A 22400-nucleotide genomic window follows, 5' to 3' on the forward strand; every position below is an offset into this window, starting at 1 on the left:
GGCGCGAAAAAACCCTACCGATGTCCCTAGATGTACGTAGGTATGCACTTACAAATTTTTTTTGTATCTTAGAATGGCCTACGGTAAAAACGCGCACGAATCTTCGCATCCGTATATCCATACTCAAGTTAATATGTGGAAATGATACATTTCAGATCGGTAATTGCCGTTGTTTGTCTGGCGAACCTTTTTGCAGGTTGCGGCATCGACACACCTCAGGACGTGGCAGAAGCAGCGCCTACCCTACCCGAAATCGTCGACTACAACCTACATATCAAGCCCATACTCTCTGATCGGTGTTTTGCCTGTCACGGACCGGATAAGAACAATCGGGAAGCCGGTTTATTTCTGCACGCTGCCGAAGGGGCGTTCGCTTCGCTGGAAAGTGGCAAAAAGGCCATTGTTCCTGGGAATCTACGCACTAGCGAACTGATTCGTCGAATTTTATCCGAGGATCCCGAGACGATGATGCCACCAGCGGAATCGAACCTACAGCTTTCCGCGGAGGAAAAAGCACTACTGATCAAATGGGTAGATCAAGGAGCTGAATACAAAAAACATTGGTCGTTTATCAAGCCCGAAAAAACGGCACTGCCGGAAACCAAAAATGAGCACTGGGCAGCCAATGAGATCGACCATTTTATAGCAGCGAAGCTGGATAAATTTGCGATCACGCCTTCCCCGGAAGCACGAAAGGAAACGCTGGTGCGCAGGGTGTTTTTTGACCTGACCGGGCTGCCCCCTACCGTAGGCCAGTTGGAAACAATCATGGCGGATAGCAGCAGCAATTATTATGAAAAGTTGGTCGATGACCTGCTGGCCTCGCCGGCCTACGGAGAGCGTATGACCGCACACTGGCTGGATGTTGCGCGATTTGCCGATACGGAAGGTTACCTGGATGATTTCCACCATGAAATGTGGCCCTACCGGGACTGGGTTATCGATGCCTTCAATGAGAACATGCCCTACGATGAGTTTGTGGTTGCCCAGGTCGGCGGTGACCAAATGCCTAACGCAACGGAGAAGCAACGGTTGGCGACGGCTTTTAACCGATTGCATAAACAGAATTCGGAAGGAGGCGTCATCCCGGAGGAGTTTCGGGTCGAGTACGTCGCAGACCGGGTGAATACGGTCGGCACGGCATTTATGGGCCTAACGGTATCCTGCGCCCGCTGCCATGACCACAAATACGATCCCATTTCCCAAAAAGATTACTTCCAATTGTATGCATTCTTCAATAGTACCATTGAGCGAGGAGATGCGATCTTTTCCGGGAATTCTATTGAAAATGGTAACCGAATCCCAAACAAGTATTCGATGAACGCGGGACCGGTCATGCCGCTTCCATCCGAGGAGGTCGCTGAAATTCGAGCCTATTTGCTGGAGGAAATCGATGCCAAAGCTTCAGAAATCGAATCGCAATTGCGGGCAAAAAAAGCGGAGGCACTAGCTTGGGCCGCATCCAGGCCGAGCCATACCACCCTAAAAAATGTGGTGAAGGAGGCCACCATGGTAGACTTACGATTCGATAGCGTGGCCGATGAAACCGTAAAAGACCACGCCAAGGGTTCCAAACCTGCCCGAATTTTCGGGCACAATCAGGTAGAAGGAAAAATAGGAAAAGCAATCGAATACAATGAGGGCAAAGTGATTGCTGACGGCAGTCGGGTCAGCTTTGAGCGTATGGAACCGTTTACGGTGAGTTTTTGGATCAAAACACCTAAGGAATTCGATGAAGCCCGAGTCCTTTACAACGGAAACGGCCGAATCCAGGGTTACAGAGGATGGGATGTTTGGATGGACAGCACGCGGCTTTCCTTTCGATTAAACCATGCCCATCCGTTCCAATCCCTGGACGTTCGGCTGAAAGAAAAACTACCCTTGAATGAATGGCAGCATTTCGTTTGGACCTATGACGGGTCCAGTTCGGCCAGGGGCATGACCGTTTGGCAAAATGGGCAAAAGGCGGATCTCGCGATCCAACGAGACCATATCTACCGGTCTGCCGTACCCTACAAAGAACCAAAAGGCTTCGTGTACCTGGGATACGAAGGTTTTGTAATGGGGGCCAGTCACTACGATGCGGATTTTGACGGAGGGATGATTGATGAAGTACGGGTACTCGACAAGGAAGCCGGTGATCTGGTGGCCACATTCCTTTTTAAGGAAGAAATGGGGAATGAACGGTTCCGCAAAGCGGTCGATTCCCAATCCAAGGAAGCATTGGAGTTTTATGCCCTCCATGTGGATCAGGACTTGGAACGGCAGCGGAAGGCACTGCGGGAACTCCAATTGAAAGAAGTGATGGCCATCGATACCGTCCAGGAGATCATGGTGATGGGTGATTACGAAATCGAAAGGCCGACCTATCTCTTGGAGCGAGGGGCCTACGATTCCCCGGGAGAGCAGGTAGAAAAGGGCGTTCCCTCGGCTATTCTGCCCTGGCCTGAGCATCTCCCCAAAAACCGATACGGGCTGGGCGAATGGCTGACCCACGAAGACAATCCGCTCACGACCCGTGTAGCGGTAAACCAAATGTGGTATTTGATGTTTGGCCGCGGACTGGTACGGACCAACGAAGATTTTGGCAACCAGGGTGCATTGCCCAGCCATCCGGAACTGCTGGATTGGCTGGCCGTTGACTTTCAGGAAAGCGGCTGGGATGTGAAGCGTTTGATCAAAAAGATGGTAACTTCGTCTACCTATAAACAATCCTCTGTCATTCGGGAAGACCTTCGGGAAATCGATCCCGACAACCTGCTGCTAGCGAGAAGTCCCAGGTACCGGCGTTCGGCCGAGATGGTTCGTGACAATGTCCTTGCCGTGAGCGGGCTATTACAGCCAACCGTTGGAGGGGAGTCAGCGTTTCCCTATCAACCGGAAGGATTATGGAGGGAAACGATCACCCATGCTTTTTTCCCGGATTATCAGATCGACTATAAAAACGGCCTATACCGACGGAGCCTCTATACCTTTTGGAAGCGCAATGCTCCCGCTCCGGGAATGCTCGTTTTTGACGCCTCGAACCGATCCGAATGCCAGGTTCAGCGACAGCGAAGCAATACGCCCTTACAGGCTTTGGTATTGCTGAATAGCCCCCAGGTACTCGAAGCCTGCCGGGTTCTTGCCGAAAATGTGCTACTTGATTCAGATTTGGACATCTCCAAATCCATCGAAACGCTTTTCCTGGCCTTGGCCGGCAGAAAACCAACGAGCCGGGAGCATGCTATTCTGGAAAGGCAATTCAGCGAAGAAGAAGCGTACTTTACCAGGGAACCCTTGGCGGCCAGGGAGTTTTTGAGTATAGGTTACCAGGCGCCCTCTCCGGATATTCCCTTCACCCATACCGCCGCACTGGCTCGGGTAGCAAACACCATCCTGAATTCAACCGAGGCCTACTACAAAAATTAAGGACATGAACTATTTGAAAGAAATTCAGGCGAATGAATACTTGAAAACCCGCAGGGAGTTTTTGAAAAAAACCTCCAGAGGCCTGGGCGGATTGGCCTTGGGTGGTCTCCTGTTTCCGGACGCCTTAAAGGCCACTGATTCAAAGGAAATGGATCGTCAACTGGTCAAAAACGGTGGTATTTTGGGAGGACCCCATTATGCACCCAAGGCAAAACGGGTTATCTATCTTTTTCAAAGTGGCGGGCCCAGCCAGTTCGAACTGTTCGATTACAAACCCGAATTGAACAAACGCCAGGGAGAAGAAATTCCAGACTCTGTACGTGGCGGACAACGAGTCTCCGGAATGCTGGCAGCACAATCCAGCTTCCCGCTGGTTGGCTCTCAATTTGCTTTCACGCAACACCCAACTACCGGCGGGTACTTTAGTAAACTAATGCCCTACACAGCCGGTATTGCAGAAGATATTTGCATGATTAACTCCATGCATACGGACGCCATTAACCACGAACCTGCGGTAATTTTTATGCAAACCGGTTCCCAGCAGGTCGGCAGGCCAAGCATCGGCTCCTGGATGAGTTACGGCCTGGGAAGTTCGAATGACAACCTTCCCTCGTTCATCGTTATGCTATCCCGCGGAAAAAATGGGGCCCAAAACTTAAACATGCAAGCCTGGAACAGTGGCTTTTTGCCTTCCCATCATCAAGGCGTTCGCTTTCGTTCGGGTCATGACCCGGTCCTTTACCTCAGTAATCCCAAAGGCATCAACAGGGACCGCCGTCGCTCGGAATTGGATTACCTGACGGAACTGGAAGCGGAACAAAAAAAGGTATGGGGCGATCCTGAAATCGACTCCAAGATCAGCCAGTACGAAATGGCGTACCGCATGCAAAGCAGCGTTCCCGAAATCGCCGATCTTTCGGATGAACCTGACTATATTTTCGATCTCTACGGAGAGGAGGCCCGAATTCCCGGAACCTACGCGTTTAATTGCCTGATGGCACGGAGACTGGCCGAGCGAGACGTGAACTTCATTCAATTGTACCACATGGGTTGGGATCAACATGGAAATCTTCCCCTCGATATTACCAAAATGGCCATGTCATCGGACCGGGCCTCGGCGGCCCTGGTAAAAGACCTCAAACAGCGGGGACTACTGGAAGATACGCTTGTCATTTGGGGAGGGGAATTTGGCAGAACCAGTTTTTCCCAGGGGAAAATAACGAAATCCAACTACGGAAGGGACCACCACCCCAGGACCTTCAGCGCCTGGATGGCTGGGGGCGGGATCAAGCCCGGTCTGGTCTACGGAAAAACCGATCCGTTTGGCTATAACATCGTCGAAAACCCGGTGCATGTGCATGATTTTCAAGCGACCCTTTTACACCTCCTAGGGGTGGATCACGAAAGGCTCACCTTCAAGCACCAGGGACGAAGGTATCGCCTTACCGACGTGCACGGCCATGTGGTGAAAGATATTTTAGCCTAAGCCATGAGACGAAGAAATTTCATAGCCAAAGTCGCCAGCATCGGAGCGGCTTTTCCTGCAATGCATGCGGTCGGAAATCCTGTCGGTTACCTTCTAAATTCCAATCGCAAGGGAGAAATCGTGGGTCACGGAGATTTTAGGTATCGGGTAGATACACATTGGGGTCAACTTGATCCCCAAAAGATTCCGATCGATAACTGTCACGAGATGGTAATCGATTCCAAAGGGCGGATCATCCTACTTACCGACGAACCCCGGAACAACCTCATTTTTTACGATCAGTCGGGAAATCTGCTGGATGCGTTTTGTAACCGGTTTCCTGGTGGACACGGACTCACCCTGAATGACGAGGGTGGAGAAGAGTTCCTTTACGTTACGGACAGCGGTTGGTTTCACGACCACAAGCACCCCAATGATTGGAAGTATTTCAGCGGCAATGGCTTTGTTTCCAAGATCACCATGAAAGGAGAGTTGGTTTTCAATTTGGGACATCCCCAAACGATTGGAGTGTATGAGCCGGGCATGCCCTTTAAGCCCTCAGAGACCGCAATCGCACCGAATGGTGATATTTACGTTGCTGATGGATACGGCTCCTGCTACATCATCCAGTACGATCAGTATGGCCGATACATCCGGCATTTCGGCGGTAGGAATAATTCCGATCCCAACTACCAACTGAAAACCGCACATGGCGTTACGCTGGATACCAGAAATTCGGACGAATTACAATTGATTGTCACTTCCCGGGAGGAGTGCTCGTTTAAATTTTATACGCTCGAAGGACGCTACAAAAAAACGGTCACCATTCCCGGAGCTATGGTAAATCGGGCAGTCATTCACGGAAAAAACCTGTACGCGGGTGTATGTTGGTCGCAAATAGATGGCAAAGCAAAAGCGGGTACGGGATACATCACCATCCTGGATGAGAACGATCGGGTAGTGTCCAATCCTGGCGGACAGGCACCTCGGTACAAAAATGGCGAGCTAAGCCATCAGATTCAGGAAGTACCCTTCCTTCGACATGGCCATGATGTCTGTGTGGACCAAGACGAAAATATCTACGTCTGTCAATGGAACGGCGGAAGGACCTATCCCATGAAACTGGAACGAATATAAACCGGGCTAGCGAAGCGTCATTCTGCCAGAGCAACCATGCGTCTATTCCGACACGCGGGTACTACAGGTTTCGGCTGGCCTTTTCGCCGGACACCAGCAGGAGCGTTGGTACCATTGTGGTCAGCTCTCATCGAACTCCGGGCCAATAATGGCATCATACCGTATTTCTTTTTGCTCCCAGCCCTTCCGGTTGGACCCGATATCTCTTTTTTGCATCTTTAAACGGTTCGATACCTGACGGCAAAAAACAACCGCTGAAATCAATTCTTCCAGCGGTTGTTTTGTAGGGTTTTGTCAGGTTATAAGCCAAACAAACGGGGCAGCCAGAGCGATAGCTCTGGAAATAAGGTAATGACTAGCAGCCCCAAAATCATGGCAAAGAAAAAGGGGAGCAAGGGCAAAAATACTTTTGCAATGGAGGTTTTGGCCACGCCCACTCCGATAAAGAGCACCGACCCCACCGGTGGCGTACAGACACCGATACACAAATTCAAAACCATCATGATGCCAAAATGCACCGGATCTATCCCCAGAGTCACAACCGCAGGAAGGAATATCGGCGTGAAGATCAACACCGCCGGCGTCATGTCCATAAAGGTTCCCACAAACAACAAGATCAGGTTGATCATGATGAGGATAACAAATTTGTTGTCACTCAGCGCAAGCAAAGCTGCACTGATGGATTGGGGAATGTTTTCGCTGGACATGGCCCAGGACATGCTCATGGAGGTCGCGATCAACAGCATGACGATGGCCGTAGTTTCGGAGGATTTCAGCAGTACTCCTGGTAAGTCTTTGATTTTGATTTCTCCATAGATAAAAGACAGGACCAGTGTATAAATGACCGCGATGGCAGAAGCCTCGGTGGCGGTAAACACGCCGATAACGATCCCTCCGATAACCACGACTAGCAGCATCAAGCTGGGGAATGCGGCAAGAAACTTCCCAGTCAGTTCTTTCAAACTGGTCACTTCCCCGCCTTTTAGGTTGTGCTTCTTTATAAATATTGCTGCGGTTATCATCAGAAACATGCCGACGAGCAGACCGGGAATGTATCCAGCCACGAAGAGCGCTGCGATGGATACCCCACCACTTGCCAGAGAATACACGATAAGTACGTTTGACGGGGGAATAATCAGTCCCGTGGTAGAGGAGGTAATGTTTACCGCCGCACCCAGTTCTCTTGGGTATCCTTCTTTCTCCATGCGGGGTCCCAGAATCCCTCCGATCGCCGAGGCTGCGGCAGCAGCTGATCCAGCAATGGCGCCAAACAGCATGGCAGCAATTACGTTAACGTATAGCAAGCCGCCAGGTAATCGCCCGGTCATGGCTTTGGCCAGGTTTATTAGCCGGTTAGCGATACCGCCCTTGTTCATGATTTCACCGGCCAGTATAAAAAACGGTATGGCTAAAAGGGCAAAACTATCCAGCCCCACCCCCATGCGTTGGGCAATGGTGGTAGCGGATGGTACGGTGGCGATAGTTACCGTTAGTGTCAAAAAACTGGAAAAGCCCAGTGCCCATGCCACCGGAACCCCGATGCCCATGAGTACGATAAAACTGCTTACCAGTATAAGTATGCTTAGGTATTCTTCCATATCGAGTTAATTTTGGGAGTCTTGTTTGGTCAGCAATAATTTTAGGTTGACAAATTGATAAAAAAGTACCAGCAAGCCACTAAAGGGGATCATCAGGTACACGTAAGCGAGGGGAAGTTGAAGGGTGGCAGATTTTTGCTCCAGGGTATACGTTATGTACACCAGGTTGATCCCACCCATAATCATCACCGGTATAACAAACAACACAATGACAATACTGATGACTATCAATAATTTGCGTTTTGCTTCTCCCCGGAGCTTGGCGGGAAGAATGTCAATGGCCAGGTGCTTGTCCTGCCCGGCTACATAGGCCGCTCCCAACATACCCAACCAAACCAGTAGGTAGCGGGAGAGTTCGTCGGTAAACGAACTGGGCGATTGAACCACGTAGCGGGAGAAAACCTGCCAGCTTACGTTTAGTACCATGATGGCCATGATGAGCATCAGCATGATGCCGATGACTTTGTCCAATTTAAGTTTGAATGCCTGCATTGCCTTAATAGTTTCTGATTTCCTGAACGAGCGCATACATTTCCGGATCCGCCGTTTTCATCAATTCGTATACTTTTTCTGCTTCTTTCCGAAACGGTTCCTTGTCAGGATAGCTTACCTGCACCCCTGCCTCGTCCAGGATGCGCATGGATTCCGCCACGGATTCCTCCCAGAGTTTGTATTGGTACACCGCAGACTCATCGGCAGCTTCCTGCAGCCAAATGCGCTCTTCATCGGAAAGTATGTCCCATACCTTGGTACTCACAATCATCATGTCCGGGATGGCCGTATGCTCGTTTAGGGAATAATACTTGCACACCTCATAATGCCTGGAAGTAACCAAACTGGGCGGATTGTTCTCGGCCCCGTCCACAATTCCTTGCTGTAAGGCGGTATAGAGTTCACCAAAGGATACCGGTGTAGGCGACCCCCCAAAACTCTGCACCATATTGACCGCGGTAGGACTTTCCATCACCCGTATTTTCAGACCTTGAATGTCTCCGGGTTTCTCCACCGGCGTATTTTTGGTATAAAAACTCCGTTTGCCGGCATCGTAAAAACAAAGCCCCTTCAGCCAGTACTTCTCGCCTGCCGCCAGCAGCTGTTCGCCGATCGGTCCTTCCAGAACCCGTGCCTGATGGGCATCGTCACGAAACAGGTAGGGTTGGCCCAGTATTTTGATTTCTGGTGCAAATCCTTCCATGGCAGCCGTGGACACCTTGGTCATGGACAAGCTTCCAATCTGCAGCAATTCCACCAATTCCCGCTCTGTACCCAATTGCTGATTGGGATACACTTGTACGATCATTTTACCTTCCGATTTTTCTTTGGTTTTCTCCGCCAGGTACAACATGGCCTCGTGGACCGGATGGCTGGTATCCAGCCCGTGTCCCAATTTCAGCACACGTACTCCGCCGGGTTTCGAACAGCTGATCAAGAAGGCCGCCACAAACAGCAGCCCCAGGTAATGTAAGGGTTTATTCCATTTCGCTTTCCACATACGCTCGTAGGTATTATTTTGGTTAAGTAATAAGTGATTTTTTCATGATTGAATTAAAAAGCTCCGATTTTAACGCAGCAATCTGCCAATATTTTCTCCGGAAACCAACTGATTTACTTCTTCCACCGATACATAATTGGCATCTCCCGGGACGGAATGCTTGAGCACCGAAGCAGCTACCGCGAATTCCAGGGCCTCCCGATCGGATTTGTGCAACAATCCATAGATCAAGCCTGCCATGAACGCATCTCCTCCGCCAATGCGATCCACGATTGCCGGCATATCGTATATGTGGGAGCGGAGCACGTCTTCGCCGTTCCACAAGATACCACCGAGTCGGTTATGGGAAGCCGACACGGAATCCCGCTCGGTGGTGGCTACCAACTGAATGGAAGGACACTGATAGTTCGCCTTTTCGCAGGCCGTCACATAATCGGTTTCGTGGATGTCCATGCAATTGGCAAAGTCCGTTAAGCCGGCGATGATTACCTGGCTGTAGGATATCAATTCGGGAAGAATATCCAGAGGATTCTTTCCGTAGCGCCACAAGTTGCGCCGGTAATTGATATCCCCGCTGACCCGGACCCCGTGTTTTTTTGCCTCCTTCAATACCCGAAGGCAGAGTGAGGCTGCCGGGGCAGAAATTGCCGGGGTGATGCCCGACCAGTGAAACCAATCCACCTGATGGAACACCGCTGACCAATCCAGTTCCCTACCCTCGTAGGCGGCAAATGCGGAATCGAATCGATCGTAAATGATTTTTGAGGGCCGCTGCATGGCTCCGTTTTCCAAAAAATACAGCCCCATTCTTCCTTCGGTAGTGGCGATAAAAGAAGTGTCGATGCCACCGGTTTTCAGGTACCTCAAGGCTGCCCTTCCCAGGTCATTGGCTGGCAAGGCGGTCAGTAGGGCTACTTCCTGTTGCCAATAAGCCAGCGATACCCCCACGTTTGCCTCCGATCCCCCGAAATCCGCATCGTAGTTTCCGGCTTGTATAAACCGTTCGTGCCCTGGGGTGGACAGGCGCATCATTACCTCGCCTAACGTGAGTATTCGTTTGTGCATGCAAAATTCCTATTTCCGTAAGTAACTTGCCAAAATTAAGGGGGTTTTAAAAAAAAAGAAGCCTGCGGGCTCTTTTCTTTCAATTTATTTCTAAATTGTGCAATCGATTGCTCAAGATAATCAAAAAGTTTACATGTTCCACAAAGTTTTACGAATTCATCCCGCTGATAATGTCCTGGTGGCCTTGAGCGACCTGAAAGCCGGTGAAAAGTTGGATTTCGACGGAGAAGAAATCACCCTGGCCAACGCAGTCCCCGCCAAGCATAAATTCACCATGGAAGCCCTGGAAGCGGGGGACACCATTTACATGTACGGCATAATCGTCGGGAAAACCCTGAAAAACCTGGAAAAAGGCGCTGCGATCACCACGGAAAATATCGTCCACCAAACCGCTCCCTATACCGGTAAACGAAAGCCATTTACCTGGAACCCGCCTGTAGTGGATCGCTGGAAAGAGCGCACCTTTGACGGATATCACCGACCGGATGGGCAGGTAGGAACGGCCAACTATTGGCTGGTAGTACCACTGGTCTTTTGTGAAAACCGCAACGTAGACATCATGAAACAGGCCTTCGTGGAAGAATTGGGCTTTGCCAGGCCGAACCCCTATAAATCCCTGGTCCGGGAGATGAAACAACGCTTTCTGGAGGGAGACAGCAAGTCCCTGCAACAGGTAGGTGTAGAAGTACTGGAACAATCCGCAGAAGAAAAAGTATTCAAAAATATCGATGGAATAAAATTCCTTACCCACAACGGTGGTTGCGGCGGCACCCGACAGGATTCCGAAGCCCTGTGTGCCCTTATTGCCGGGTACATCAACAACCCCAATGTAGCCGGAGCCACCATCCTGAGCCTGGGCTGCCAAAATGCGCAGCCGGCCATTTTGCGGGAAAAGCTGGCACGCCTGGATCCGGACTACAAAAAGCCGGTGATCATTCTCGAACAACAAGTAGAGGGTACCGAAAACCAGCTGCTAACCCGAGCCATTCAGGAAACCTTTCTGGCCCTGACCGAAGCAGACCAATTGCAGCGCAAGCCGGCTCCCCTTAGCAAACTTACCATCGGACTGGAGTGTGGCGGTTCGGACGGATTTTCCGGTATTTCTGCCAACCCCAGCCTGGGTCAGGTGTCCGATATCATTGCTGCGTTGGGGGGCAAAACCATACTTTCCGAATTCCCAGAGCTATGCGGAGTAGAGCAGGAACTGATCAACCGCTGTACCACCGACGCCAATGCCGATAAATTTGTGCGGCTGATGCGGGCCTATGCAGCCTCCGCAGAAGCGGTAGGATCTGGGTTTGACATGAACCCCAGCCCCGGAAACATCAAGGACGGGCTGATCACCGATGCCATCAAATCTGCAGGCGCTGCCAAAAAAGGAGGCACCTCTCCCATTGTGGACATCCTGGACTATACCGAAATCGCTACCAAACCCGGCTTGAGCCTACTGTGTTCCCCCGGCAACGACGTGGAAAGCACCACCGCCATGGCAGGGTCCGGAGCCAACATCATCTTATTTACCACCGGCCTGGGTACCCCTACGGGCAATCCCGTAACGCCAGTAATCAAGGTGGCCTCCAACCACCGCCTGGCGGAACGAATGCCTGATATCATTGACGTGGATACCGGAGGCATCATATCCGGGGAAAAAACCATCGAAGAAATGGGGGATGAATTGCTGGAATACATCCTACAGGTGGCAAGTGGAAAAATCAAGGCCAAGGCGGACCTACTCAATCAAGACGATTTTATCCCCTGGAAACGGGGAGTCTCTCTTTAATCAACACCATTAAATCGGTTTTTATTTATGTCTCAATTATTTTCAGTCAAAAACAAGATTATCATCATTAGCGGAGGAACGGGGGTATTGGGGAAAGCCATGGCCAAACATTTGGCGAAAGAAGGCGCTCAGATGATCCTACTCGGACGGAATCCCCAAAAGGTAGACGAGCTGGTACAGGAGATCAAGGACGAGGGAGGATTTGCCTTTCCCGCCGTCGCAGATGTAACCAAGGAGGAAGAAATCATCGCCGTAAAGGAGGAGTTGGAAAAATCATTTGAGCAAATTGACGGGCTGATCAATGCGGCGGGCGGCAATATGCCGGGTGCGACGGTAATGCCGGACCAAATGGTCTCCGATCTGTCCTCCGAAGCCGTCAAAACCATTATGGATTTAAACTACATGGGCACCTTTTTGCCAACAAAGGTTTTTCTGCCGCTCCTGACAAAACACAAGAAGGCGTCCATCATCAATATCTCGTCCATGGCCGCCAGCCGCCCCATGACCCGGGTCATGGGCTACGCATCTGCCAAAGCGGCTATTGACAACATGACCAAATGGTTTTCGGTGGAATTTGCCAGAAAATACGGAGAGGGCATCCGTGTCAATGCGGTTGCTCCGGGCTTTTTCCTGACCGCCCAAAACGAACGCCTGCTCACCAACACAGACGGCAGCCTGACGGAAAGAGGCAACTTGATCGTGGACCACACGCCCATGGGTAGGTTTGGAACACCCGAAGAGCTTTTTGGGGCCGTCCAATGGCTCTGCAGCGATGCATCAAAATTTGTTACAGGAACCATTATTGAAGTAGATGGAGGCTTCAGTGCATTTTCAGGCGTATGAGTACAAATAATAAACCCTTTCTTATGGAACAGACCATGCGTTGGTATGGTCCAAACGACCCGGTCAGTCTTGTCGATATCCGGCAATCCGGTGCCACCGGCATCGTAACCGCCCTACATCAAGTTCCCAACGGGCAGGTATGGTCCCGGGAAGCAATCCGCGAACGGAAAGACATCATCGAGCAGGCTGGATTAACCTGGTCCGTGGTGGAAAGTGTTCCCGTACACGAGAGCATCAAAACCCGCTCGGGAGATTTTCAGACCTATATCCGAAATTACCAGGAAAGTATCCGCAACCTGGCGGCGGAAGGCATTCACACGGTCTGCTACAATTTCATGCCCATTCTGGATTGGACCCGCACCAATTTGGGCTACACCCTGCCTAATGGCGCCAAAGCGCTTCGCTTTGAAATGAAGGCCATCGCCGCCTTCGACGTGTACCTGCTGAAACGGCCCGGAGCGGAAAAGGACTACCCGGAAGAACTATTGCAGAAAGCCAAAGCCCACCTGGACAGCCTTTCTGAAGAGGGAAGGGAACAATTGGTGAATACCATCATCGCCGGCCTACCGGGCGCGGAAGAAGGGTATACCGTCGTAGATTTTCAGCAGGCCCTCGATACCTATAAAGGCATCGATGCCGGCAAGCTTGGCGAAAACCTGAATTTATTTTTAGATGCTATCGTGCCGGTAGCAGAAGAAAACAGGGTGTACCTGTGTATCCATCCCGACGACCCACCCTTTCCAATTTTTGGTCTACCGCGGGTGGTTAGTACAGCAAGTGATTACGACCGCATTCTTCAGGGAAACAGCAGCCCATTCAATGGATTTACCTTTTGCACCGGTTCGCTGGGAGTGCGAGCGGACAACGATTTGCCTGCCATGGCTGCTACCTATGGGAAGCACATTCATTTTATCCACCTGCGAAGTACCCAACGGGACGCGGATGGGAATTTCTACGAAGCCAACCACCTGGAAGGCGACGTCCCCATGGCCGACGTGGTGGAGGCACTGATACGGGTGCAGCAGCAACGTGGCAAATCCTTGCCCATGCGCCCCGACCACGGACACCAAATGTTGGACGATTTGGGGAAAGTCACCAACCCCGGCTATTCTGCAATCGGCCGTTTAAAGGGGCTGGCCGAACTGCGGGGTTTGGAAATCGGAATTGCACGAAGTATTTTTACTACATAGAAAAACTGAAAAAATAACGTAGTACACCCTTTCTACCGGTAACGGATGAAGAATTTTTAATTTTAATGTGCGTTTATCTTGTTAAAATCAATTGAATAATAGTATCTTGGATGCAAAAAAAAACGATAGTAGCGCCTTTGAAGTAGTATACAGAAAAATCAAAGCCATGATATAACGCTGATTGAAGTAAAAAATCGCCTATCTGCCTATTTTTAACCCCAGAATAATTTTTTCGAGAAGAAAGCCAAGTCAAATTTCGATGCGGCGTATCAATACATCTAAGGAAAAGTGATCAGTGAATCAAACAACATAGAACGGATGAGCGAGATCCTTGATACAGAATCTCATTCGATGCACTGTTTTATCAGCGATTCCAAGTGGAATGCCCATGCGGTGATGGACCGAGTGGCAACATGTTTCTCCCAATTGTTGCCCGGGCGAACGCTCGAAGGATTGCTGGTCAATGAAAACGGATGGGCCAAAAAGGACGATTATGGACTGGGATCTGGTTACCCATTTTCAGCCAATGGGAGCAAAACGGCCAAACTCCCTTCGCCTCTGAGGCCAAAGGAAAGCAGGGTTTACACCAGGGTAGGTAACGGTATTGGCTCGTTGGCACCTGCCAATTGGCAATCTATGGTATTCAAGTGTTTAGTTAACAAGGTATCGAAAGCGCTGTTCCATTTAAGAACCCTGTCCATTTCGAATACAAATACGAATTCAAGGGAAAATGAGCAACTAGAGTTGTCCGAACGAAAAAACAAGAACCGGGAGAGAATCAACTACTCTTTAACCAATCCCTTTTTGAGGCCGCATGCCGAACAGATCCTGGCCGATACGCAGGCGCAGCTGTTCGTAGTAGGGGCCAATTCCGAAGAACAAAACCAAATCCCGGGAATAAATCCGTTCCAGACGCCTAGATTCCGCCCGAGACATCACCTACTTGCGGTAACCATGATTTCTAGGTGTTTCATGCTCAAAACCATACCTTTAAATCGATACGAAACACCAATGCTCTCGTCTTGGGACCTAGAGAATGCACTGTTCGTTAAGTTCTACAAAAAATTGGCTGAAGGAGGCTTGTTAAAGCGACGAAAGGACAGCCATAGTAACCGGCAACATCAAGTCGATATCTGGTATTCATAGCAATAAAATATACAAACGTACGATAAGGAATATATTTCACATCTAATATACAGGCCACCAATCAAAAAAAATCAAAACCAATGAAAAAGATTATCAAAACATATTACGCAAATGTGCAAAACATGGGGGACTTACTGAATGAACTATTGATCCGCAATGTTTTTGGGCAGGATCTGGTTCGTCATAAGCCATCAACCAGTGAATTAAGTTGCATTGGAAGTGGTATGGATAGTTTTATGAAAAAAAATAGAATGTATCCCAGATGGTATTCAACGGCTCTTCAATTGCAAAGTAAATTTGTTAATTATCCGAATATTGTATGGTGCACTGGTTTCCTGTATAGTGAAACCGAAGATTCCAAATTCATACGACAAATGGAGTTTAGTTCGGTTAGAGGAGAATTAACCAAAGCGCGTGTTGAGAAAATTATCGGCCAAAAATTAGACATCCCAACCGGAGATGGCGGTATTTTGGCCCCACTTCTATTTGAAAAGACTATTCCCAAAGAATACAGCATGGGTATTGTGCCACACATGAACGAGCTGGATAATCCGATATTTCAAGAGGTAAAGCAAAAATACCCTAACGCCATTATTATCGATTTAACAGTAGACCCCATGCTGGTGATTAAACAGATCGCACAATGTGACTACATTATTTCAACCAGCCTGCATGGATTGGTCGTTGCTGACAGTTTTAAAATTCCAAATAAATGGATAAAACTAACAAATTTGATGAAAGGTGACGGTTTTAAGTATCACGATTACTATTCTGCGTACGGGGTAACCAACGAACCCATTGACATTAGTAACGGAGATTCTCCGACCATCAATCAAATTATCGATGATTATAAAGTTATACCGGACATAATGGAAAAGAAACAGAAAGAGGTCCATGACGCCTTTCCTTTTTAACGCTAGATTGAGCGATTGAAGGTACTCCATCCCCGTACGTAATGTGTGTTTATTTTGTTAAAATCATGGAATAATCGTACCTTCATACCAGAAAAAAGGCGCATAATGAGCATGGAGTCAACACAAATTCATTAGAGAAAAATCATGGGAAAACACTGATCGAGGGAAGATATCGCGTATCTGCTTGTTTTTTTTGCCAGGCCAATTTTTTCAGGAACCAAGCCGATTCTACTCTCGATAATGTATAGCCACAGATTGAAGGAAACGTGACCGGTGAATTAGACAACATACAATGGATAAACAATACCTCTGATACGAAATATCACGCTTGGTATGAATGAATTAGCAATTCGAACAGGAATGCCCATACAGTGATGGGTTTGGTGCTTCACGTGCGAAAAGCGTCTAAACCAAGATGGAATACCCATTCGCTAACCAAAAGATCTCCTGAATTTTCTGTTCGTTACGTTTGACAAAGTAGTGACTGAAAACCAGTTGCTTTGGTAAGTAAATAAGTGCCACACAAAACCGAAATACGCTATAGACCTCTGTTAGTCAAAACAATAAATGTAAAAAAGTAAAATTGTATTAACCCAAAAAGAATTATGAGTAACGAACAAGCAGGCAGAAGGGAATTTATAAAAAAATCCGCGCTGACCACCATGGGTATTTCCACATTGGGAGCGGTAGGGTTCTCTGCCAAGAGTTATGGAAAAATCTTGGGAGCAAACGATCGATTGAACATCGCCATTGCCGGATTGGGCAGAAGATTGGGTGCGTTTTACAACCCTATCGGATTAAAGTCCAGCAATGTCAACCTGATGTACCTTTGCGATGTGATGCAATCCCAACGGGAAAAAGCAGCCAGAAATTTTCAAAAACACATTGATTACCAACCCAAACTCGAAAACAGCATTTTGAAGGTGCTGGAAGATTCGGAAGTAGATGCCTTGATCAATGCCACCCCGGACCATTGGCATGCACCGGGCACCTGGCTGGCCCTTGAAGCGGGTAAGCACGTGTACGTAGAAAAACCCTGTAGCCACAATCCCTATGAAGGAGAACTCCTGGTAGCCTACCAAAAACAATACGGAAAAGTGGTACAGATGGGCAACCAGCAACGTTCTGCACCCGAAAGCATCGAAATCATCAAGGCCATACATGAGGGTGCTATTGGTGATGTGTACAAGGCGACCGCCTTTTATAACTCCGCCCGTGGGGAAGTACCGAATCAGAAAAAGGCAGCCCCTCCGCAAGGATTGGATTGGGAACTGTTTCAAGGACCTGCCCCCAGAAGAGCGTATACCGACGATACCTGGAACTACAACTGGCACTGGTATGGCTGGGATTATGGTACTGCCGAAACCGGCAACAACGCCACCCACGAACTGGATGTAGCCCGATGGGCCCTGCAAGTTGACTTCCCGGAAAAGGTAATGGTCGATTCAGGTAAATACCACTGGCCTAACGACGGTTGGGAAATGTACGATACCATGGATGCCGTATTTAAATTTTCCGGCAACCGCACCATTCAGTGGGACGGAAAAAGCCGAAACGGACACAATACCTACGGGCCGGGCCGGGGAACCATCATCTACGGTACCGACGGCTCGGTTTACGTGGATCGCGGCGGGTACAAACACTTTGACCGGAATGGAAAAGTGGTAAAAACCAATGAGTCCGGTGGTAGCGAAGCGGGCACAGCCCTTGGCGGTGGTGGCGACATGTCCACCCTACACGTGGTCAATTTCTTCGAGGCCATTCGGGGAAAACAAACGCAAAACAGTCCCATCGACGAAGGTGCAAAATCCGTGTTGCTTTGCCACCTGGCAAACATCGCCTCCCGAACAGGCGAAGTATTGGAATGCGATTCCTCCAATGGGCACATCAAAAATAGCAAACAAGCCAGCAAGCTGTGGAAACGAGAGTACGAAAAAGGATGGGAACCTAAACTCAAGGTATAGGTCCCTCCTTCTTTACCACCCACAAACCACCAATTATCCCCGGTACAGCCGGGGATTTTTTATAGCCACATATTTTGGCGCGACGGACGAGCGGACGTTCAAAACGCCGGGAATGATTCGACGACTCTCTCCTTTTATGGGACGCCACACAAGATCAGCCACGCGTACCCGCGAAAAAGGCATCAGCAGAAGTTACCAGCAAGGAAATAGCAACCCTATCAACGCAAAGAAGCAGCACGCGATCCAAGTTTTTGGAGGTACCGACCGTAGCGATTCATCACCCAGAGATGTAGGCGCGCCTGGGTAGAGACATACAAGTACCAGGGTATTTTGGGAACAAATTCGTGAATGGCCGTAATGATGTACTTACCTCCCAGCACTTCCCGGAATTCCAGCCATCCGTAATCCGGACGACCGACCAGCCAGCCCCCACTGATGTAAAACAATTGCCTTTTCTTCTCGCTTCGGTCTTTGATCCAGCTTAGTTGCAACATAGGAACGGTGATAAAAAAAAGGTAAAAACTGACCACACCTTCCCGATTTTCCCGGGCATTGATAATCGATTTGAAAAACGTTGGCAACCAAACTTTGTACCGATTGGCAGCCCAATAGGCACTTTTACCAAAGGTATTGGAAAGCCGCTGTATGCTTCTTACGGTATTTTCCCGACGACCCAGGGGCATAAACGTTGGCAAACGGGGTTCCCATCCGGAACACAACGCAATGTTCACCGATTCCTCATACGACTGGTACGCAATGGGAAATTCCCGAAAGGCCAATTCATCCGAAACGGTCATGGTATGTTTGAGGCTTTCCACCAGTGGGGATACCAACTGCGCTGGACTCTCGCCAAAATAGCCCACCCAGAGTTTGGAGAGGCCCGGGGAAAAAAACGGCACGGAAAAAATATACCGCTTTTTGCCCATCACTGTGGCGGTTTTCATCATCATCTCCTGGTAAGACATGATTTCCTGGGAGCCAATTTCGATGGCTTTTCCAAAGACATTCGGGTTTCCCAGGCAGCCGTCAATGATGGTCAGTGTATCCTGTAGGGAGATGGGTTGGGTTTTGGATTCTGTCCATTTCGGGCAGATCATTACCGGTAATTTTTCGACGAGGTTTTTGATCATTTGAAAGGAAGATCCGCCAGGACCTACAATGATACTTGCCCGAAGTGCCGTGAGGGCAGCGGTGCCGGAAGCCAGGGTTTTTTCCACTTCCAAGCGGCTCCTAAGGTGCCGGGACCAGGTGTTCTCCGATTCTTTTTTTGGCAGAATGCCTCCTAAGTAAACCAGCTGTTCGACCCCATTGGCCGAGGCTGCCCGGGCAAAATTGTCGGACAGCAAAAGATCCGTATCCTCAAAGCTCCCCTGATTCAAGCGGGTGGACGCATTCATGGAATGCACCAGGTACAGCGCATAATCCACTCCCTGCAGGGCTTTTTGGGTAGAACTGATCGAATACAATTCCACCTGCCGCCATTCGATTTCGGGATGCGGATTGTCCTGTACCTCCCTCCTGCTCAAACCAATAATATGGTACTTGTCCTTAAAGCGATCCATAAACCAGCGACCAATATAACCCGTTGCACCGGCGATGGCCAGCACCTTTTTTTTCCCGTTTTCCATTGCCTACCTAACTGCCGTTCATTCAAATTGTTGATGAAGAAATAAGGTAATGCGATAAATGTATTTTTTTGCTACCGGGATTTATTTATCTTAAAAATTCGATTTCATGTTTCTTATAACTGATTCCCAACTAAAATGAGCCGGTTCTTCTTGATTGCCCTACTATGTTTGACATTCAGCTCCCTCCCTGCCCAAAGCCAAATTCAGCCCCATGCTAAAAATCCCCATTACTTCTCATGGGGAAGCACGCCGGTGTATTTAATCGGAGCAACTGGATTCCACAGCTGGGCACCTATCAGTCGTCCCGGAACCGTCCAGATGGAGCAACAATTGGAAAGGATGGGCAATTTGATCGATGAAATCAACAGCCCGCACATCATGGGGTTGGTCCGTTGGCTGCCCTATGACCCCATGAACCACCTGCATGACGGCACCGTAAAGCGCGTGCTACAACCATGGAAACTGGAAGCTGACGGCAGGTACGATTTGAGTCAATTTTCACCGGAATGGGAAACCCGACTGAAAAAATTGTTGGAAAGTGCCCTGGAAAAAAGAATCATCGTCGTTCTGGAACTATGGGATGACTGGTCCGTCACCCGAGGCCCGGGAGGGGCCTATGATCCCGGGGACAATTTTGGATGGAACGGACACCCTTTTAACCCCAACAACAACATCAACTACGATGAGCAAAGCCTACCTGCCAGTACCCTGGCCTGTGCCGCACCCTTCTATCAGACCCTGCCATCAAAATCCAATAATCAGGAGGTATTTCGCTATCAAAAACTATATATTGACCGGCTTTTAGGCATCATCGAGCCCTATCCCCATATCCTGCTAAACGTCAACAATGAAAGCCGGGCAGATCTGGAATGGAGTCGCTTTTGGGCGGGTTATGTGAAAGAGAAGTTTCCGATGGTCGGAGACATGCCCTCTACCAATAGGAAGGATGGCGGAGGGGAATGTGAGGATGACTTCAACCCCATGACCCTGGCATTGGATAACTTGTATGGATTTGTGGATATTTCCCAGGGGGTTTCGGGGCATGAATTCAACAGTCCTCAAGCCCAGGCCATCGATGGAGGAAAGCGTATCAGGGAGTACCGGGAAGCCATGAAGGCAAACGGACAGGTCAAGCCATTGCTGGTCTCCAAGGACTACACCCGGGATGAAAATGGCGGAGACATCGTCATTTGGAGCCGGTTTATCAATGGGACCGCCAGCACCCGCTTTCACCGGCCGGCAGCCGAAACCCCGGCTTCCGTAGTGGATTACCAGCATGCGGCCATGATGCGCCTGGGCAAATTTGTATCCGGACTGCCCTTTTGGGAATTATCCCCCCATCCCGTGCTCCTTTCCTCCTTACCCGATGGGATGGCCGCCAACGTACTCAGTAATGGGGTGGACGTTCTGGCAATTCAATTGCTGGGTGGGAAAGCAAATGCCACCATGGACCTGGAACTGACCGAGGGTCGTTGGAAAATTTCATGGATCAATCCGTCAACCGGTTTGCAAATGAAGGAAGAAACCATCCATCATTCCACCAAACGGCTGGCAGTCCGGATACCGGCCGATTTACCTCATTTGATTGTTCATATGGAAAAGGTGAATTAATAAAATTTTCAATACCGTCGGGATAAAAAAATTAACTACCTTGATTTCTCTGTCTGGATATTCAGCTTCTTTCCTTTTTCATAAAACTAAATTTTGAATCAAATTAACCAGAAAATCGTTTAATTGGCAAATAGTAAAAATATGGTTACAATCATAAAAAAGGGTTCTGACAAAAAGGAGGTTGAAAAAGCACTTTCTAAAATTAAGCGCAAAAAGAAATTTGATGCCTATAAATATTGTGGGACACTTAGCTTGAAGGAAGATCCTTTAGAGATTCAGAAAAAAATGAGAGATGAGTGGGAATAGTATTATTCTAGACACCAATATTGTTCTTTACTTATTGTCAGGTGATGAGACCGTTGCAGATTTTTTAAACGATAAGACCGTATTTTTATCTTTTATATCGGAATTAGAATTACTAGGTTATAAAGGAATAAGCACCGGAGATTTATCAAAGATAAAGGATTTATTGGCGGACTCTACCATAATAGACATCAATTCGGAGATTAAAAGGATCGTGATAGAAATAAGAAAAAATAAAAGGTTAAAGCTTCCAGATGCTATTATTGCCGCCACTTCCCGTTACTTGGATATCCCATTTATGACATCTGACAAAAATTTAACGAAATTAACAGGTATAAACATATTATTTTACGATAAATAGAGAATAGGCAAACAAAGCAGGAAAAAAATCAATTAGCTTCTGCTCCTTTCTACAACACTTGGCCGAGGTGCTGCATTCCATGGACGGCTACCTCCTCGGGGAAACTGAGGACTGGAAACTACTCAAGAACCCCTACATGATAAAGTACTTTAACGGCATCGCAAAATTCCACGAACTTAAAAAGCAGTATATCCTTTACCTACTTGATGCCGTGATCAAAAGCGCAAAGCTAAAGTCCATATGAACCCACCGTGAGACTGTAATCTCAACTCTGTCTAAGCTTGGAATTTAGTTTTAAATTTTATAAGTAGTAGACATGAGTACAGAAGAAAAAGAAAACCTAAAAGAGAAAGCATTAAGACAATTTAAAAACGGAGAGCCCTTATTTGGCAGAGGCGGAGCATTTGCCCCAATGCTGAAGGAGTTTTTGGAAGAGGCTCTTGAAGCAGAGATGGAAGGGCATCTGAGCAGCGATGAGTCTGGCCGTGAGGT

Annotated in this window: 18 protein-coding genes and 1 pseudogene; 14 read left to right on the forward strand and 5 right to left on the reverse strand. The window is 48.7% G+C overall.

Translation table 11 applies throughout. The annotated features are described in order from the left end of the window. The first annotated feature begins 141 nt into the window (after window positions 1-141). Genes GCU44_RS15880 through GCU44_RS15890 form a run of 3 tightly spaced genes read left to right on the forward strand, consistent with a single transcriptional unit; the run spans window position 142 to window position 6013 of the window. A complete protein-coding gene (locus tag GCU44_RS15880; RefSeq protein ID WP_154857561.1) occupies window positions 142-3411 on the forward strand; it encodes a DUF1553 domain-containing protein in 3270 nt (1089 codons plus the stop codon). Window positions 3412-3415: 4 nt separating this feature from the next. Beyond that, on the forward strand, window positions 3416-4897 hold the full coding sequence (locus tag GCU44_RS15885; RefSeq protein ID WP_092169961.1) for a DUF1501 domain-containing protein: 1482 nt from the start codon (window positions 3416-3418) through the stop codon (window positions 4895-4897). A 3-nt stretch (window positions 4898-4900) separates the two neighbouring features. Continuing rightward, on the forward strand, window positions 4901-6013 hold the full coding sequence (locus tag GCU44_RS15890; RefSeq protein WP_154857563.1) for an NHL repeat-containing protein: 1113 nt from the start codon (window positions 4901-4903) through the stop codon (window positions 6011-6013). A 299-nt stretch (window positions 6014-6312) separates the two neighbouring features. Here GCU44_RS15890 and GCU44_RS15895 read toward each other — a convergent pair whose 3' ends face one another. From GCU44_RS15895 to GCU44_RS15910, 4 genes are all read right to left on the reverse strand, one after another. Then, window positions 6313-7611, reverse strand: coding sequence for a TRAP transporter large permease (locus GCU44_RS15895; protein WP_092169965.1), 1299 nt, complete (start codon window positions 7609-7611; stop codon window positions 6313-6315). A 6-nt stretch (window positions 7612-7617) separates the two neighbouring features. After that, window positions 7618-8103 (reverse strand): TRAP transporter small permease, encoded by a 486-nt coding sequence (locus GCU44_RS15900; RefSeq protein WP_154857565.1) that lies wholly within the window; start codon window positions 8101-8103, stop codon window positions 7618-7620. Window positions 8104-8107: 4 nt separating this feature from the next. Then, a complete protein-coding gene (locus GCU44_RS15905) occupies window positions 8108-9103 on the reverse strand; it encodes a TRAP transporter substrate-binding protein (protein WP_154857567.1) in 996 nt (331 codons plus the stop codon). A gap of 69 nt (window positions 9104-9172) precedes the next feature. Further along, on the reverse strand, window positions 9173-10168 hold the full coding sequence (locus GCU44_RS15910; protein ID WP_154857569.1) for a sugar kinase: 996 nt from the start codon (window positions 10166-10168) through the stop codon (window positions 9173-9175). A 133-nt stretch (window positions 10169-10301) separates the two neighbouring features. Here GCU44_RS15910 and GCU44_RS15915 point away from each other — a divergent pair, with 133 nt between their 5' ends. The 6 genes from GCU44_RS15915 to GCU44_RS15940 all read left to right on the forward strand — a co-directional run bounded on the left by GCU44_RS15915 (window position 10302) and on the right by GCU44_RS15940 (window position 18005). Next, a complete protein-coding gene (locus tag GCU44_RS15915) occupies window positions 10302-11948 on the forward strand; it encodes a UxaA family hydrolase (RefSeq protein ID WP_154857571.1) in 1647 nt (548 codons plus the stop codon). Window positions 11949-11975: 27 nt separating this feature from the next. Then, the gene (locus tag GCU44_RS15920; RefSeq protein WP_154857573.1) at window positions 11976-12791 is read left to right on the forward strand and encodes an SDR family oxidoreductase; all 816 of its coding nucleotides are present in this window, start codon (window positions 11976-11978) and stop codon (window positions 12789-12791) included. Between the two features lie 23 nt (window positions 12792-12814). After that, a complete protein-coding gene (gene uxuA / locus GCU44_RS15925) occupies window positions 12815-13981 on the forward strand; it encodes a mannonate dehydratase (RefSeq protein ID WP_154857575.1) in 1167 nt (388 codons plus the stop codon). A 318-nt stretch (window positions 13982-14299) separates the two neighbouring features. Then, on the forward strand, window positions 14300-15127 hold the full coding sequence (locus GCU44_RS15930; RefSeq protein ID WP_154857577.1) for a hypothetical protein: 828 nt from the start codon (window positions 14300-14302) through the stop codon (window positions 15125-15127). Between the two features lie 80 nt (window positions 15128-15207). Then, a complete protein-coding gene (locus GCU44_RS15935) occupies window positions 15208-16041 on the forward strand; it encodes a polysaccharide pyruvyl transferase family protein (RefSeq protein ID WP_092169982.1) in 834 nt (277 codons plus the stop codon). 605 nt (window positions 16042-16646) lie between these two features. Next, window positions 16647-18005: a Gfo/Idh/MocA family protein gene (locus GCU44_RS15940; protein ID WP_154857579.1), complete on the forward strand. Its 1359-nt coding sequence runs from the start codon at window positions 16647-16649 to the stop codon at window positions 18003-18005. Between the two features lie 218 nt (window positions 18006-18223). On the opposite strand, the gene GCU44_RS15945 is transcribed toward GCU44_RS15940, so the two are convergent. Continuing rightward, window positions 18224-19633 carry an NAD-dependent epimerase/dehydratase family protein gene (locus GCU44_RS15945; RefSeq protein ID WP_154857581.1) on the reverse strand — a complete coding sequence of 470 codons (1410 nt, stop codon included), beginning with the start codon at window positions 19631-19633 and terminating at the stop codon, window positions 18224-18226. 339 nt (window positions 19634-19972) lie between these two features. Here GCU44_RS15945 and GCU44_RS15950 point away from each other — a divergent pair, with 339 nt between their 5' ends. From GCU44_RS15950 to GCU44_RS23545, 5 genes and pseudogenes are all read left to right on the forward strand, one after another. Beyond that, complete coding sequence (locus GCU44_RS15950; protein ID WP_206670848.1) at window positions 19973-21244, forward strand: hypothetical protein; 1272 nt, start codon at window positions 19973-19975, stop codon at window positions 21242-21244. A gap of 123 nt (window positions 21245-21367) precedes the next feature. Then, a complete protein-coding gene (locus tag GCU44_RS15955; RefSeq protein ID WP_154857585.1) occupies window positions 21368-21550 on the forward strand; it encodes a hypothetical protein in 183 nt (60 codons plus the stop codon). Beyond that, the gene (locus GCU44_RS15960; RefSeq protein WP_154857587.1) at window positions 21537-21908 is read left to right on the forward strand and encodes a type II toxin-antitoxin system VapC family toxin; all 372 of its coding nucleotides are present in this window, start codon (window positions 21537-21539) and stop codon (window positions 21906-21908) included. The genes GCU44_RS15955 and GCU44_RS15960 overlap by 14 nt, the downstream gene beginning before the upstream one ends. A gap of 58 nt (window positions 21909-21966) precedes the next feature. Beyond that, window positions 21967-22152, forward strand: coding sequence for a hypothetical protein (locus GCU44_RS23225; RefSeq protein ID WP_154857589.1), 186 nt, complete (start codon window positions 21967-21969; stop codon window positions 22150-22152). A gap of 72 nt (window positions 22153-22224) precedes the next feature. Continuing rightward, a pseudogene (locus tag GCU44_RS23545) lies at window positions 22225-22400 on the forward strand (IS256 family transposase); the annotation flags it as partial.

The organism is Cyclobacterium xiamenense (assembly GCF_009467825.1).
Classification (GTDB): domain Bacteria; phylum Bacteroidota; class Bacteroidia; order Cytophagales; family Cyclobacteriaceae; genus Cyclobacterium; species Cyclobacterium xiamenense.